The 15146-nt window shown below is 57.8% G+C and carries 12 protein-coding genes; 6 read left to right on the top strand and 6 right to left on the bottom strand.

Annotation, left to right across the window (positions count from 1 at the left end; all coding sequences use genetic code 11):
* Positions 1 to 30: 30 nt before the first annotated feature.
* The 3 genes from ACR0KN_RS19060 to pepN form a co-directional block, all read right to left on the bottom strand.
* Complete coding sequence (locus ACR0KN_RS19060) at positions 31 to 1284, bottom strand: hypothetical protein (RefSeq protein WP_480655777.1); 1254 nt, start codon at positions 1282 to 1284, stop codon at positions 31 to 33.
* Between the two features lie 126 nt (positions 1285 to 1410).
* Positions 1411 to 1797: a hypothetical protein gene (locus ACR0KN_RS19065; protein WP_480655779.1), complete on the bottom strand. Its 387-nt coding sequence runs from the start codon at positions 1795 to 1797 to the stop codon at positions 1411 to 1413.
* 38 nt (positions 1798 to 1835) lie between these two features.
* A complete protein-coding gene (gene pepN / locus ACR0KN_RS19070) occupies positions 1836 to 4388 on the bottom strand; it encodes an aminopeptidase N (protein WP_480655781.1) in 2553 nt (850 codons plus the stop codon).
* A gap of 205 nt (positions 4389 to 4593) precedes the next feature.
* Here pepN and ACR0KN_RS19075 point away from each other — a divergent pair, with 205 nt between their 5' ends.
* From ACR0KN_RS19075 to ACR0KN_RS19085, 3 genes are all read left to right on the top strand, one after another.
* On the top strand, positions 4594 to 6729 hold the full coding sequence (locus ACR0KN_RS19075; protein WP_480655783.1) for a malate synthase G: 2136 nt from the start codon (positions 4594 to 4596) through the stop codon (positions 6727 to 6729).
* Between the two features lie 81 nt (positions 6730 to 6810).
* Positions 6811 to 7236, top strand: a complete 426-nt coding sequence (locus tag ACR0KN_RS19080; protein WP_010442816.1) for a GlcG/HbpS family heme-binding protein — start codon at positions 6811 to 6813, stop codon at positions 7234 to 7236.
* Positions 7237 to 7371: 135 nt separating this feature from the next.
* Positions 7372 to 8151 (top strand): gamma-glutamyl-gamma-aminobutyrate hydrolase family protein, encoded by a 780-nt coding sequence (locus ACR0KN_RS19085; RefSeq protein WP_029622151.1) that lies wholly within the window; start codon positions 7372 to 7374, stop codon positions 8149 to 8151.
* A gap of 39 nt (positions 8152 to 8190) precedes the next feature.
* On the opposite strand, the gene ACR0KN_RS19090 is transcribed toward ACR0KN_RS19085, so the two are convergent.
* Positions 8191 to 10431 carry a xanthine dehydrogenase family protein molybdopterin-binding subunit gene (locus ACR0KN_RS19090; RefSeq protein ID WP_480655786.1) on the bottom strand — a complete coding sequence of 747 codons (2241 nt, stop codon included), beginning with the start codon at positions 10429 to 10431 and terminating at the stop codon, positions 8191 to 8193.
* Between the two features lie 3 nt (positions 10432 to 10434).
* Positions 10435 to 10899 carry a (2Fe-2S)-binding protein gene (locus ACR0KN_RS19095; RefSeq protein ID WP_170585975.1) on the bottom strand — a complete coding sequence of 155 codons (465 nt, stop codon included), beginning with the start codon at positions 10897 to 10899 and terminating at the stop codon, positions 10435 to 10437.
* 99 nt (positions 10900 to 10998) lie between these two features.
* Between ACR0KN_RS19095 and ACR0KN_RS19100 the strand changes: the two genes are divergently transcribed.
* Complete coding sequence (locus tag ACR0KN_RS19100) at positions 10999 to 11577, top strand: TetR/AcrR family transcriptional regulator (RefSeq protein WP_170775644.1); 579 nt, start codon at positions 10999 to 11001, stop codon at positions 11575 to 11577.
* Here the strand turns inward: ACR0KN_RS19100 and kynU are convergent.
* On the bottom strand, positions 11570 to 12763 hold the full coding sequence (gene kynU / locus ACR0KN_RS19105) for a kynureninase (protein WP_480655789.1): 1194 nt from the start codon (positions 12761 to 12763) through the stop codon (positions 11570 to 11572). The two genes, ACR0KN_RS19100 and kynU, sit on opposite strands and share 8 nt — an antisense overlap.
* Positions 12764 to 12981: 218 nt before the next feature.
* Here kynU and ACR0KN_RS19110 point away from each other — a divergent pair, with 218 nt between their 5' ends.
* Positions 12982 to 13431 (top strand): methyltransferase family protein, encoded by a 450-nt coding sequence (locus ACR0KN_RS19110; protein WP_480655791.1) that lies wholly within the window; start codon positions 12982 to 12984, stop codon positions 13429 to 13431.
* 132 nt (positions 13432 to 13563) lie between these two features.
* On the top strand, positions 13564 to 15135 hold the full coding sequence (locus ACR0KN_RS19115) for a Re/Si-specific NAD(P)(+) transhydrogenase subunit alpha (RefSeq protein WP_170476607.1): 1572 nt from the start codon (positions 13564 to 13566) through the stop codon (positions 15133 to 15135).
* Positions 15136 to 15146: the final 11 nt, after the last annotated feature.

The following is a 15146-nucleotide window of genomic DNA, read 5'->3' on the forward strand; positions in this document are numbered from 1 at the left end:
CGCGCCAAAGGGGCAAGGGGCAATGGCGGTTTAGTTCCCCGAGAACTGCAGCCCTGACGGAGTGAACGTCACACTTTGCCCGCTGCGCAGTTCTTCGCGTAACAGGTTGGCGATGGCCTTTAACGCATCGCGGCGACCGCGTGCAGCAAATCGCTCGGATGAGTTGACGCGAAGGCTATTGTTGAAACCGTTTGCTGCATGGGCCCAAATCAGAGGGTGCAGTTCGGTCAGGTGGTCGCGGATCAGCCAATTGGCAGCCTCACAAATCTGTTTGCGGGCGATATCCGCCTGAGGGTTTTGACCCATTCGGTTCTGCTGGGTGATCGCGCAATAGGCCGCGAGTAAGTTGATAGTTTGCTGATCCGGGCGACGCGCTACGATATCCCGCAGACCCTCAAGGAAATACTCCACATCCACCCGTGCGCAGGCCTCGTCATCCAATGCGATGGCGTCGAACTGGACCCAAGTGTATCCGCCTGCGCCCCATGTTTTCTGGGTCCGCGCCGCGTTGCGCAATGCTTGAACTTCAAGCTCTTCATAGCTCCCGAACCAGCGCGGCAGCAGGTGACTGCCCATCGTGCGCATATGGCGATGGTTCTGAATGTCTAGAGTGATCAATTGTTCATACTTATCTGCCACACGGGTGCGCGGATCGACGTGGCCTGCCAGCAAAGCGCAATCAGCTGCGGCAATCGCAGGGCTGTCTGGCATTGCAGAACGGCAAAGTGGCAGCAATGCTGCCGCACGGTCGAAATGCGCCGCACAGCGAGATTGATGCAATGAAGGCAGCGCCTCTGGATGCGCATCGCCGCGCCATGCCCAGGCAAGATCAATATGGGCCAGTGCAACGACCAGCGTGATCATCGGATCGTTGGGATGGTTTTGGATCTCGCCTTCCAGCTCGAAAATTCCACCCAGCAGATCGTAGTCTGACATCGCCTTGCCATCTGACAGCGCGTGCTCGACAGCCAGCACGACATCTGAACGGGCGCCAAAGGCCAACAGGTCTGCTATGGGCTGTCCGCAGGGCGTGGATTTGCGTGCCTGATCCGCAGCGCGCATCTCTTGCGAAAGTTCGGCCCACATATCCTGCCGCGCCAGATAGCGACCGCGTTCAATCACCTGATGTCCGTTTGCATCCTGTTCGTCCGTTTCGACGATAGGGACATTCAATTGGCCCGATGCGACAAGCCAGGCGGTGGCATCAGCGACTGACGCAGGCAGGGGCGTTGAAGGGGAGGAACCGAAAAAACGGTCGGCAAAAGGCTTGATAGACCAAAACATGGCAGAACTCGAACTTGAACAAACTAGTAACGCGTTCAGTTTGCCAAAAATTGTGCTCAATTCAAAGAGACACTACCTCAAAGCGGTATTTCAGGCACCAATCGTGTTCAGATTCGATGAATCGTTTCAAAATACTCTAAAATGATGACGTTCAACGGCGATTCCCGCCTGTTGCAGAACCTCTTCAAGCTGTTTGTGCGGAGGAAGTGATTCATCTGGCAGACGCAGTCGTTTTTCGGATTTCAGTATCGCAGAGACCCGCACCGAAAAGTCCCATCGCGTGTCGAACCGAAAACGATCTACTGTAGAAAGGTCCAGCGTGCCCCGACGCTGACCTGTATGCCAGCGCAAGATGCCATCGGACAGTTCCATGCCCGCGCTGGTATCGTGGAGAACATCCCAAAGCGAGGGCAGAGTGGTCAGGGCCAGCAGGCCTATCAGCCACCAGACCGCATCGAACAGGACGATCAGCCCGGTCAGAACCGCATAGATGCCGATTAGAATCAAAACCATGCGCGGATTTCGGTTCTGTCGTGTGAATGTGAAAGCGGTCATGCGCCCAGGATGCGCGAGACCATTTCGGTTGAGTCGCGAGACAGGCTTGGAGTTTCGGCGATGCGGTTCAGTTGTTTTTGGATCAGGGCCTGACGGTCCGCGTCATAGCGTTTCCAGGTCTGGAACGCGCTGCACATCCGGGCGGTGGTTTGCGGGTTCACCGGGTCGAGTCGGATCAACCAGTCTGCCAGCAATGCATAACCTGCGCCATCGGTCTGATGGAACCCCGCATGGTTTCCGACCAGAGATCCCATCAACGCTCGAAAGCGGTTGGGGTTTTTCCAATTGAAATCCGGGTGCTCAGTCAGTTTGCTCGCGGTTTCGACCGTAGTTTCTGGACCAGCCATCGAAACCTGCAGGGCGAACCATTTGTCCATCACCAACCGATCATGTCGCCATTGATCATAGAATGCGGCCAATTCAGCCTCACCTTTACCCGCGCGTAACAGACAGGACAAAGAGGTGAGTTGCTGGGTCATGTTGTTGGCGCGCGAATACTCCTCGGCCGCCTTGATACCTCCATCTAGCCGCGAAGTCAGAGCCAGCGCTGCGCTGCCCAAGGCGCGCTTTCCAGATTGTTCGGCGTCCGGTTGGTAGGGCGCATCCACCAGCGTTTCACTGTGAAGCCGGGGCAGCAGGTCTTGTACATGTTGCGCCGTGGCTTGACGCAAGGTTTCAACTGCCCTCCAGATCGCCATCGGATTGGGGGTGATCCCCTTTTCATGCAGCGCCGCAGCCAGTTCTGATTGCGTTGGCAGACCCAACATGAGCGCCCGGTAAGCAGGGTCCAGCGTTTCATCGCGAAGGACTGACAACAAACCGTCGAGGTAGTCGGCCTCTGGTGTTGCTTCCTCGGTGATCATGCGCAGAAGGGTGTCTTCGGCCAGCGACCTTCCCGCTTGCCAGCGGTTGAACGGGTCGGTGTCATGGGCAAGTAGGAATGCGCGTTCTGCATTCGTTGAATCGTGTTCCAGGATCACCGGAGCCGAGAAGCCCCGCAAGATCGAAGGCACAGGTTTCGCGGCGAGACCGGTGAACTTAAAGGTCTGTTCGGCTTCGGTCAGTTCCAACACTTCGGTTACGCGTACCTCATCGCCGTTCGGGCCGAGCAGACCCACGGCGACAGGAATGACCTGAGGCTGCTTGTCCTCCTGTCCCGGCGTCGGTTCGGTGCGTTGGCTGAGGGTCAGGGTGTAGGTGCCATCGGCCCAATCTTCAGCGACCGAGACCCTTGGCGTTCCCGATTGACTGTACCAGCGCTTGAACTGGCTTAGATCGCGACCAGTGGTGTCTTCGAACACTTGTAGCCAGTCCTCGATCGTGCAGGCCTGTCCGTCATGGCGGTCGAAATAGAGGTCCAGCGCCTCTGAGTAGGCCTCGTCACCCACCAGACATTTCAGCATACCGATTACCTCAGCGCCTTTCTCATATACGGTTGAGGTGTAGAAGTTGTTGATTTCCTGAAAACTCTCGGGCCGCACCGGGTGCGACAAAGGCCCGTTGTCCTCGGGGAACTGTCGCGCGCGCAGGTCGATGGCGTCGTGAATACGTTTTACCGGGGCCGAGCGCATGTCCGAGGTGAACTGCGCGTCGCGGAACACCGTCAGCCCCTCTTTCAGACACAGCTGGAACCAGTCACGGCAGGTGATGCGGTTGCCGGTCCAGTTGTGGAAATACTCATGCGCGATAATCGCCTCGATCCGTTCGAAATTCACATCGGTCGAGGTTTCTGGGCTTGCCAGAACGGCGGAGGAGTTGAAGATGTTCAGCCCTTTATTCTCCATCGCGCCCATGTTGAAATCGTCGACCGCCACGATGTTGAACACGTCCAAATCGTATTCGCGGCCATAGACATCCTCGTCCCATTTCATGGATTTCTTCAACGCTTCCATGCCAAAGGCGCATTTGCCTTCATCTCCGGGACGAACCCAGAGGTTCAATTCAACGTCGCGACCGGATTTGGTGGTGAACTGGCCAGGGTGGGCAATCAGCTCCCCGGCGACGAGCGCGAACAGATAGGCGGGTTTGGGCCACGGATCGACCCATTCCGCCCAGCCTTCTCCTTTGTCCGAGGGGTTGCCGTTGGACAGCAGCACCGGCAGGTCTCCGTTGATGCGCACCGTAAAGGTGGACATCACATCCGGGCGGTCAGGGTAATAGGTGATCTTGCGAAAGCCTTCGGCCTCGCATTGGGTGCAGTACATGCCATTCGACATGTAGAGACCTTCAAGCGCGGTGTTGTGAGCGGGATCAATCTCGACCACGGCCTCCCAGATGAAAGGCGCGTCAGGCACCATAGCGGTGAGGCCTTCTGCGGTGATCTCGGGCGTGATCACGTCGCCATCAATCGCAGCTCGGATCAAGTTCAGTTCTTCCCCGTGCAGAAAGAATGTGCGGTCCGTGGCTTCGGGATTCGGACGGAATCTTATCCGAGAGGTCACGCGCGTGGCATTGGGGGCCAGATCAAAAGTCAGATGCACGCTATCCGCCAGGTAACCAAACGGGGTGTAGTCTTTCAGATAGATCGTGGTGGGGGCGGCGTCGCGCATCGGGGGCCTCATCATCTGGGAATCTGGCGTGACGTTAGGGGCTTCGCGCTGGCGCTGCAACCAGTGGGCAATTGTCCAGATAGATTTGAAACAGTTTCGTGTTTGGTCAAAAAAACTGAACCTATGGGCACAAGTTGCCTATCGGAAACAAACCACCTAATTGATGGGCGCATACAATGGCACACAATCGTAGGGGATTCGGAACATGAGCAGCAGAGAGATCCGCAGCGGACTGCAGATCGACCCGGTTCTGGTGGACTTCATCGAACAGAAGGCACTGCCGGGCACAAAGGTCACGGCTGATCAGTTCTGGTCGGGTCTGGAGCGTTTGGTGAATGAGCTGGGACCGAGGAACCGCGCGCTGTTGGAAAAGCGTGCCGACATTCAGGGGCGTATCGACGGTTGGCATGCGGCGCGGCGCGGCCTGCCCATCAATGCTGGCGAGTACCAGTCTTTTCTGCGTGAGATTGGGTATCTGGTTGATGAAGGCGAGGATTTCGAAATCGAAACCACCAATGTTGACCCCGAAATCGCTCTGACACCAGGCCCGCAGTTGGTTGTGCCGATCACCAATGCACGCTTTGCGCTGAACGCGGCGAATGCCCGTTGGGGCAGTCTGTATGATGCGCTTTATGGCACCGATGCGATGGGTGATCTGCCGACTGGCAAGGACTATGACACCGAGCGGGGCGCTCGGGTCGTCAGCTGGGCCAAGGCCTTTTTGGATCAGGCCGTACCGTTGGCCGACGGTTCCTGGTCGGATGTGTCAGGGCTGAGTGTTCAGAACGGAGCGCTGATGCCGACCCTGGCCGATGCGTCTCAGTTCGCAGGCTACGGTGGCGCAGCCGAGAACCCGGAATTTGTCCTGCTCCGCAACAACGGTCTGCACATCCAGATCAAGGTTGATGCGCTAAGCGCAATTGGCGCAACTGATCTGGCGGGTATTTCTGATGTGCGTCTTGAATCCGCGCTTTCAACGATCATGGATTGTGAGGACTCAGTCGCCTGTGTCGACGCGACCGACAAGGTGCTGGCCTACGGAAACTGGCTGGGCCTGATGGCTGGCGACTTGACCGAGGAGGTCACAAAAGGCGGTGCTACGCTCACCCGCAAACTTGCGGGGGATCTAGTCTATTCAGCACCCGATGGCGCGTCGGCCACGTTGAAAGGGCGCTCGCTGATGCTGGTGCGTAACGTTGGCCACCTGATGACCAACCCCGCCGTGCTGGATGCCGAAGGTCGTGAGATTGGTGAAGGTTTGATGGATGCGCTCTGCACTACACTGATCGCCATGCATGATCTGAAGCGTGAGGGCGGCAACTCTGTCACCGGCTCGGTCTATGTGGTCAAACCCAAGATGCACGGCCCCGAAGAGGTCGCGTTCGCGGTCGAGATTTTTGACATGGTCGAGGACATTCTGGGCCTGCCACGGAACACCGTAAAACTGGGCATCATGGATGAGGAACGTCGCACCTCGGCCAACCTCAAGGAATGCATCCGCGCCGCGAAGTCACGCGTGGCATTTATCAATACTGGCTTTCTTGATCGCACAGGGGATGAAATTCACACCTCGATGGAGGCGGGTCCGATGCTGCCCAAGGGCGAGATCAAGGAGACGCCTTGGATTGCGTCCTACGAGGATCGCAACGTCGATATCGGATTAGCCTGTGGCCTAAAGGGTAAGGCACAGATCGGAAAAGGCATGTGGGCAATGCCGGATCGAATGGAGGATATGCTGGCGGCCAAGATCGGTCACCCTCAAGCGGGCGCAACCTGCGCCTGGGTGCCTTCGCCCACTGCCGCAACCTTGCACGCAACGCATTACCACAAGGTCGATGTGCTGGCGCGTCAGGACGAGTTAGCCGCTGGCGCTACTCGGGGGACGCTGGATGATCTGTTGACGGTGCCACTGTTGGGTGGTCGCAATCTCAGCGCTGAGGAGATTACCCGTGAGATCGAGAACAATGCTCAGGGTATATTGGGTTATGTTGTGCGCTGGGTCGATCAAGGCGTCGGCTGCTCGAAAGTGCCGGATATCAACGACATTGGTCTGATGGAAGACCGCGCGACCTGCCGGATTTCGTCTCAGGCGTTGGCGAACTGGTTGCATCATGATCTGATCAGTCAGGAGCAGCTGATGGCAGCGCTGCAGAAAATGGCTGCTGTAGTGGATCGGCAGAATGCGGATGATCCGTCCTATAAGCCGATGGCGCCGGGTTTTGACGGGATCGCCTTTCAGGCGGCGTGTGATCTGGTATTCCGTGGGCGAGTGCAGCCCTCAGGATATACTGAACCGGTGCTGCACGCGCGCCGGTTAGAACTGAAGGCAAGCTTGCGCTAAGGGTAGGGGCGGGAACGAGGGGGCTGTCTGCCCCCTCGTGCTCCCCCGAGGATATTTTGGGCCAGATGAAAGGGATCGGGCATGGTTATTTCATTGCGCAAAGCGCGGACCATCATTCGAAAAGCGCTGGAAAAAGGGCGTGAGATGGAGCTGAAGCCCCTCTCGGTTGTGGTTCTGGATGCGGGCGGTCACGTGATCGCTTTTGAACGCGAAGACGGTGCCGCGCCGGGGCGGTTTGCAATTGCGCATGGCAAAGCATACGGATCGGTGATGCTGGGCATGGCGGGTACTGCGCAGATGCAGCGCGCCGAAGGGCAGGCCTATTTCATGGCGGCGGTGAACGGGGTTTACGGCGGTCAGGTTGTACCAGTCCCAGGCGGAGTTCTGGTGCGTGACCGTAAGGGTGCAGTGATTGGTGCCGTGGGCGTCACTGGCGACACGTCCGACAATGACGCCCAAGCCGCGCTAGTTGGCATTGAGGGTGCCGGGCTCGTGGGCGAGATCTAAAACCCTCGGATCGATTTTACAGGGGATGTGCGCGGCTGAACACGCGCTTGCGCTGCCATGCAGGGTCTGTGTCGTTGCGCGCGGCTCGGGCTGCCGATAGGTTTTGCAGAATACCTGCGAAACAAAGGACTTGGAATGGCGCGCCCCGTTGTTGGAATTATCGGCAACTCTTACTTGATGAATGATCAGTACCCGACGCATGCGGGCGGGACGATGAATTCTGATGCGGTGTCCAACGTATCGGATTGTCTGCCTTTGCTGATACCTGCTGATCCGCGCTATGTATCGGTCGACGAATTGCTAGAGGTTTGCGACGGGTTTTTGCTGACAGGCGGGCGCCCCAATGTTCATCCTGAGGAATATGGCGAGCCCGCAACCGAAGCGCATGGTGAGTTCGACCGCGCACGGGATGCGATCACGCTGCCTCTGGTCCGGGCTTGTGCCGAGCGGGGGCAGCCGTTTTTTGGGATCTGCCGAGGATTTCAGGAAGTGAACGTCGCCTTGGGTGGCACGCTTTATCCTGAAATTCGCGATCTTCCTGGGCGCCAGAACCACCGCATGCCACCCGATGGCACGTTGGAGGAAAAGTTTGCCCTGCGGCACGTCGTGAAGATGACCGAAGGTGGAGTTTTCCACCGCTTGTTGGGTGCGGCTGAAGTGATGACCAACACACTTCACGGGCAGGGGATCAAAACATTGGGCGAGAATGTGGTGATTGACGGCCACGCCCCTGATGGAACGCCCGAGGCGATTTATGTCAAGGACGCGCCCGGATTTACCCTGTCGGTCCAGTGGCATCCAGAGTGGGATGCGGCGAATGACCCGGTCTCGCGGCCGCTGTTCCAGGCGTTCGGACGCGCTGTTCACGCTTGGGCCGAAGGGAATGAGGCGGCCCGTTTCCAGCGCACGGCCTGAAGGTGAATTGGCCCGACGCGGCGCCGGACCAAATCGTTCTTAGACCATTAAGTTGAACTGTTTGTTCAGCGGCAGGCTGCGCGCGCGCTCTCCCGTCAGATCAAACAACGCGTTCCCCAAAGCGGGCATCGAGGGAGGAGTACCCGGCTCACCGACACCACCCAGATGTTTCTGGGTTTCGAGTACCCGGACTTCTGTTACCGGAGTGCTGTGCATCCGAAGCCCGTCATAGTCCGGGAAGTTCAGTTGTTCGACTTCACCATCCGAGAAGGTGATCTCGCCTGTGGTCGCGGCCGAAAGGCCATAGATCATGCCGCCAATCATCTGCGCCTCAACTGTTGCCGGATCGAGCGCGAGGCCGACATCGCAGGCGATCCAGGCCTTGCGGATGCGGATGGTTCCATCCTCGTCCACCACCTCGATCACCTGCGCGACCGGGGTCCCAAAGCTGTAAGTCATCGCCACGCCACGTCCGACACCATTTGGGGTCTTGCCGGTCCAACCTGACATCTCCTTGACGGCTCCAAGACATCCCGCAGCTGGGGCGAATTCGGTCTTGGTCAGTTCAATCCGAAAGTCCAGCGGATCACGCCCGGCGGCATGGGCCATCTCGTCCAAAAAGGTCTCGTGAAAGAAACCATTGTGGCTGTTGCCGACCGAGCGCCAGAAACCAACCGGTACGGCCAGATCAGCGATGTGGCCGCTCATGCGATAATTCGGAACGGCGTAAGGTTGGTTGAAGAAACCTTCGACAAGGACTTTGTCGGGTCCCCCGCCGGAAAAGCCGGTATATCGCTTCACGGCTTGCTGGGTTGGGGATTGGGAGGCGACCTTGCCGTCGATCAGAACGGCTTTGCCGTCCTTCACCGCACCACGCATTCGGGCCATGGCACCTGGACGGTAGTAATCGTGGCGCATATCCTCTTCACGGCTCCAGGTGGTCTGAACCGGGGTGCCGGGCATCGCCATGGCGATTTTTGTTGCGATCTCGCCGAAATCCAGCTCGCCCCGGCGGCCGAAGCCTCCACCCAGATAAGTGGTGTGAATCTCAACTGCCTCGGTCTCAAGCCCGGCGGTGTTGGCCACCCGCATCTGGATCAGCGTCGGGGCCTGATTGCCGCACCACAGGTCCAACTTGCTGCCGGTATAAAGCGCGGTGGCGTTCATCGGCTCCATCGTGGCGTGGGCCAGATAAGGAACAGTGTAGTCCGCCGTGATTTCGGTGGCCCCTTCGGGCAGAACATCTACATCTCCATCATCGCGCATGGTCGAGTTCGGAGCGTCATCAAACGCTTTGGCGATCTGTTCAAACAATGCATCGGTTTCGGGAGGATAGGGGGCATCGCCCCAATCTACGTCGATCGCCTCGACCGCCTGAATGGCAAGCCATGTATTGTTGGCTATCACTGCAACACCTGTGCCCAGATCAACGATTTTTTCGACCCCGGGCATGGTTTCGGCCGCGCTGGCGTCAAAGCCGTTCATGGTGCCGCCCAGTTTGGGGTTCATGCGGACCGAGGCGAATTTCAACCCCTCAGGCCGTACGTCGATACCAAAGGTTGCGGTGCCAGTGGACTTTCCCGGAATATCAACGCGCGGGAGGGCCTTGCCGATCAAACGCCACTCGGACGGGTCGCGCAGGGAGACCACAGGTAGTTCAATCAGGCCTGCGGCTTCTGCTAATTTGGTATAGGGTATGCGGGTGTCGTCTGGCGCGATCACAGCGCCATTTTCGGTCTTGAGCTGGTCGCGATCAACGCCCAGCTGGTCCGCTGCGGCCTGTTTCAACGTCTCGCGCGCGGTGGCTCCAGCCATCCGCATCCGTTCGAATCCGTCTTTCATCGATGTCGAGCCACCGGTGACCTGCAGGCTGAGTGTTCGGCCCAAAACACCCAGTGCCTCACCCAGATTGTGCTGGAAATCCGAGACGTCATAACCTTTGTTTGGCAGGCTTTCGCCCATAAGGGCGTGGTTGTAATAGGCCGCAGCAGCGGGACCGTGCAGCACGCGGATATCGTCCAGTTCGACATCCAATTCTTCGGCGATCAGCGCCGCCCAGGTGGTCATCACGCCCTGACCCATCTCAGCACGCGGCGCGAACAGGGTCACGCCCTGCTGGTCGATCAGAACAAAGGGGCTGAGCGCGGTTTCACCTTCACGCGGCTTCAGCGGATTCGCGGCAGGACGAGTGACATAATAGGCGCCAAAGGCCACGCCACCGACAATGGCGGCTGATCCGATCAGGAAGGTGCGGCGCAGGATTTTTCCGATGCTTGCCATGGATCAGGCCTCCTTCAGCTTGGATGCGGCGTCGTGGATGGCGGCGCGGATGCGGGGATAGGTGCCGCAGCGGCACAGGTTGCCCTGCATAGCGTCGTCGATATCAGCGTCAGTTGGCGCTGGGTTCTCGGCCAGCAAAGCTGCGGCCTGCATGATCTGACCCGACTGGCAATAGCCGCATTGCGCCACTTGGTGATCAACCCAGGCCTTTTGGATCGTTGCCATGGCGTCAGGCGTTCCAAGCCCTTCGATCGTGGTGACATCTCCCCAAACATCCGAAAGCGCCACCTGGCAGGACCGCACGGCCTCACCATCAATATGAACTGTGCAGGCACCGCAGGCGGCCACGCCGCAACCGAACTTAGTGCCGGTCAGTCCAACCTCATCTCGCAGCACCCACAGCAAGGGCACATCATCAGGCAGATCAACCTGATGGGTCTTTCCGTTGATCTTTAGGGCCGTCGCCATGGCACACCTCTCTTAGCTTTGGCTGGTCTCTGACATATTTAATGGAAAGTGTCAGCTTGTCAATTGACAAAATATAGAAGAAATGTCAGAGGTTCTCTCATGACGAGTGCAAATGAAGAATCCAAGACTGCGGCCATTCTGAGTTCGGCTTTTCGAGCCTTCGCAGCTTATGGGTTTCGCAAGACGTCCATGGATGACATCGCCAAAGGGGCAGGGATGTCGCGGCCCGCAGTATATCTGCATTACAAAAATAAAGAGGCCATCGTCCGCGAGCTGACTCAGTATTACTACGACGAAAAAGTCATACTGGTGGCTGAGGCATTGGCCGGTGAAGGCTCTTTGCCGGAAATTCTTGCAGGCGCCGTCCAAGCACAATCCCAAGGGATGGCCGAGATTTTGGCATCGCCACATGGGCTTGAAATGCTCGATGCAACAAAGTCCATGTCGGCCGACATCGTTCAGGAGGGTGAGGCTAAACTAACTCGTCTTTACGCGGATTGGTTGCGTCGTGAAAACTCTGCTGGTCGTGCGCATTTGCCGGTTGGTCCGGATGAGGCCGCAAAAACGATAACAACATCGCTGAAGGGCATCAAAATGACGGCCTCCAGCGCTGAAGAATTCGAGCAGGGCATTTCGCAATTGGCCACGCTGTTGGGCGCGGCACTTGAGATCAGGTAACGCGCTGACGGATTTTGTATTCCGGCTTGTCCCACAATTTGTTGGTGATGATGTCGGCAAGAATTTGGGCGGCCTGTTCCACATCACTTTCATCGATATACAACGGCGTGAAGCCGAAACGCATGATATCGGGCGCTCGAAAATCACCGATCACGCCACGCGCGATCAAGGCCTGCATGGCAGCGTAACCTTCATCAAAATGAAACGAGACCTGACTGCCGCGCTGGGCAGGATCACGGGGGCTCGCCAGGGATAAGTCGGGGCAGGTGGCTTCGACGCGAGCGATGAACAACTCGGTCAATTCGATGGATTTGGCACGCACATCGGCCATTTCGGCCATATCCCAGATATCCATCGCCGCCGACAAGGCGGCCATCTGGATGACCGGTGGGGTGCCGACCCGCATCCGCTCGATCCCGGCACCGGGGCGATAGTCGAGATCGAAAGCAAAGGGGGCTTCATGCCCCAACCAGCCCGAAAGCGCCGGGCGCACTTGTCCAGACAAGCGTGGGGCCACATAGATAAAGGCGGGCGCACCCGGGCCACCGTTGAGATATTTGTACGTGCAGCCAACAGCGAAATCCGCATTGCAGCCGGACAGATCAACCGGGACGGCCCCCGCAGAGTGTGCCAGATCCCAGACCGTCACGACGCCATTGGCATGGGCGAGTTCGGTCAGTGCTTTCATGTCATGCATACGACCCGAGCGATAGTCAACTTCGGTCAGCATCAGAACCGCGACCTCTTCGGTGATATGCTTGGCAACATCCTGAGGGTCGACCACGCGCAATTCATAGCCGGGCCCCAGTGACCGCAGCAGACCGTCGGCCATGTATAAGTCAGACGGGAAGTTGCCGTTGTCAGACAGGACTACTCTGCGAGTAGGGTTCAGTTCTAGCGCTGAGGCAACCGCCTGATACACCTTGATCGACAGAGTATCGCCCACCACAACGCTGCCAGGCTCAGCACCGATCAGCCGTCCGATCCTGTCGCCCAGTCCGGTCGGCATACCCATCCATCCGGCCTTGTTCCACCCGGTGATGAGCATTTGCCCCCACTCATCCTTCAACATGCTCTCGACGCGGTTCGCCGCTGATTTCGGCAAAGGACCCAGGGAGTTGCCGTCCAGATACAACACGCCTTCGGGTAGATTGAACATGGATTTGGTTGTGGCGAAATCGGTCATGGATTTTCTTTTCTACAGCTTTGGTTCGGATGTTTGACTTTGGCCTATCTGATCTGAACCAACCTGTCCATTCTTGGCACCTCGTGCCTTGCTGGCTTGAACGTGCGCCTACTTTTCAGGATGCGACAACCTTTGCTTTTGCCTTCAAAGTCAGAAAGCGATAACACAGCGCCCAGAAACGACATGCGTGGGTGTGTGTCACCGCTTTGGGGAAGGCCATGCGCTGGATCGATCTTCCACCTGTTTGGCTTGTGGGTTTTGCCGCGTTGGCTTGGGTGCAAGCGCGCGTGCTGCCGATGGGGCTGTCTTTGAACGGGGCGGTGACGGATTTGCTCAGCGGCATTCTTGTCGGAGGCGGCATTATTCTTGCGATCATGGCTGTGGTCGAATTCCGCCGTCACCGCACCACTGTTCTTCCGCATGAAACGCCGTCAACGATGGTTCAATCAGGTATCTATAGACGCAGCCGCAACCCGATTTATTTGGGCGATGTGCTGATATTGGCGGGATTGATCTTTCGCTTCGACGCGGTGTTGTCGTTGGTGTTGCTTCCGATCTTTGTCTGGCTTTTAGAGCGCCGTTTTATCATTCCCGAGGAAGACCGGTTGCGCCGCACATTCCGCGCCGATTTCGCGCGCTACGAACGCAAAACACGGCGATGGATTTAAGGGTGTGGTCATCATGACACAGCACTACAATTGCTGCGCTTGCGAAATAATCTTGCGCAGGATACATGTCTGCTTGTCATTCTATGCTGAACACCCACCTGGCCTGAATCTAAAATTAGGGGGAACCGACTGGTGAAAATTGGGACGCCAAAGGAAACGTATAAGGGCGAGAACCGGGTCGCGATGACTCCGGACTCGGCCGTGCAGTTGCAGAAACTGGGTTTTGAATGCCTGATCGAAAAAGGCGCGGGCGCTGCTGCGGGGTTTTCGGATGCCGCTTATGAAGCTGCTGGCGTTGAGGTCATGAAGACCGCAGCCTCGCTTTGGAAGGCGGCAGATATCATTGCCAAGGTTCGTCAGCCTGATGCCACCGAGCTGAAGCGGCTGAACAAGGACAAGACCCTGATTTCTTTCTTCAACCCTGCCGGCAACGAAGAGGGAATGGAGGCCGCAAAGTCCAAGGGCGCGACTGTCATCGCGATGGAGATGGTGCCGCGTATTTCGCGCGCGCAGAAGATGGACGCGCTGTCTTCGATGGCCAATATCGCCGGTTACCGCGCGGTGATCGAGGCGGGCAACAACTTTGGCCGATTCTTTACCGGTCAGGTGACGGCGGCCGGTAAAGTTCCGCCTGCCAAGGTGCTGATCGTAGGCGCTGGCGTGGCGGGGCTGGCGGCGATCGGGACGTCGACTTCGTTAGGTGCGATCACCTATGCGTTTGATGTGCGCCCGGAAGTGGCCGAGCAGGTCGAATCCATGGGGGCCGAGTTCGTCTATCTGGACTTCGAGGAAGAACAGCAAGACGGAGCGGCGACCGGTGGTTACGCCTCGGTCCAGTCTGAAGAATTCCGCGAGGCACAACTGGCCAAGTTCCGCGAGCTTGCTCCGGAAATGGATATCGTCATAACCACTGCGCTGATCCCAAACCGCGAAGCACCCGAGCTTTGGACCAAGGACATGGTCGAGGCGATGAAGCCGGGTTCGGTCATCGTTGATTTGGCTGCAGAAAAGGGCGGCAACTGTAAGCTCACCGTGCCGGATGAGAAGATCGTGACCGACAACGGCGTGACCATCATCGGCTATACTGACTTCCCCAGCCGGATGGCAGCGCAGTCTTCTTCGCTGTATGCGACCAACATCCGACACATGATGACCGACCTGACGCCCGAGAAGGACGGCAAAGTCAATCACGACATGGAAGATGACGTGATCCGCGGCGCGACCGTGACCCATGAGGGTGAGATCACCTTCCCGCCGCCACCGCCCAAGGTGCAGGCGATTGCGGCGCAGAAAAAGCCTGAAGTCAAAGAGCTGACCCCTGAAGAGAAAAAAGCGCAGGAAATCGCGGCCTTCAAGGCGCAAACCAAGCAGCAGTTCACTCTGCTTGGAGTCGGTGGTGCGCTGATGCTGCTGGTCGGGTTGGTTGCTCCGGCCAGCTTCATGCAGCATTTTATCGTCTTTGTGTTGGCGATCTTCGTGGGCTTCCAAGTGATCTGGAATGTCTCGCACAGTTTGCACACTCCGCTGATGGCGATCACCAACGCGATCTCGTCGATCATTATCGTTGGGGCTTTAATGCAGATCGGATCGGGATCTTTCCTTGTCATTCTGCTGGCAGCGCTTAGCGTCTTCATGGCCGGGATCAACATCTTCGGCGGCTTCCTCGTAACCCGGCGCATGCTCGCCATGTTCCAGAAATCTTAAGGAGGCCGGGC

The organism is Ruegeria sp. AP7, assembly GCF_056539905.1.

Coding starts and splice junctions, on each gene's coding strand:
- ACR0KN_RS19060 (WP_480655777.1), bottom strand. CDS start 1,284: ATGTTTTGGTCTATCAAGCCTTTTGCCGACCGTTTTTTCGGTTCCTCC.
- ACR0KN_RS19065 (WP_480655779.1), bottom strand. CDS start 1,797: ATGGTTTTGATTCTAATCGGCATCTATGCGGTTCTGACCGGGCTGATC.
- pepN (WP_480655781.1), bottom strand. CDS start 4,388: ATGCGCGACGCCGCCCCCACCACGATCTATCTGAAAGACTACACCCCG.
- ACR0KN_RS19075 (WP_480655783.1), top strand. CDS start 4,594: ATGAGCAGCAGAGAGATCCGCAGCGGACTGCAGATCGACCCGGTTCTG.
- ACR0KN_RS19080 (WP_010442816.1), top strand. CDS start 6,811: ATGGTTATTTCATTGCGCAAAGCGCGGACCATCATTCGAAAAGCGCTG.
- ACR0KN_RS19085 (WP_029622151.1), top strand. CDS start 7,372: ATGGCGCGCCCCGTTGTTGGAATTATCGGCAACTCTTACTTGATGAAT.
- ACR0KN_RS19090 (WP_480655786.1), bottom strand. CDS start 10,431: ATGGCAAGCATCGGAAAAATCCTGCGCCGCACCTTCCTGATCGGATCA.
- ACR0KN_RS19095 (WP_170585975.1), bottom strand. CDS start 10,899: ATGGCGACGGCCCTAAAGATCAACGGAAAGACCCATCAGGTTGATCTG.
- ACR0KN_RS19100 (WP_170775644.1), top strand. CDS start 10,999: ATGACGAGTGCAAATGAAGAATCCAAGACTGCGGCCATTCTGAGTTCG.
- kynU (WP_480655789.1), bottom strand. CDS start 12,763: ATGACCGATTTCGCCACAACCAAATCCATGTTCAATCTACCCGAAGGC.
- ACR0KN_RS19110 (WP_480655791.1), top strand. CDS start 12,982: ATGCGCTGGATCGATCTTCCACCTGTTTGGCTTGTGGGTTTTGCCGCG.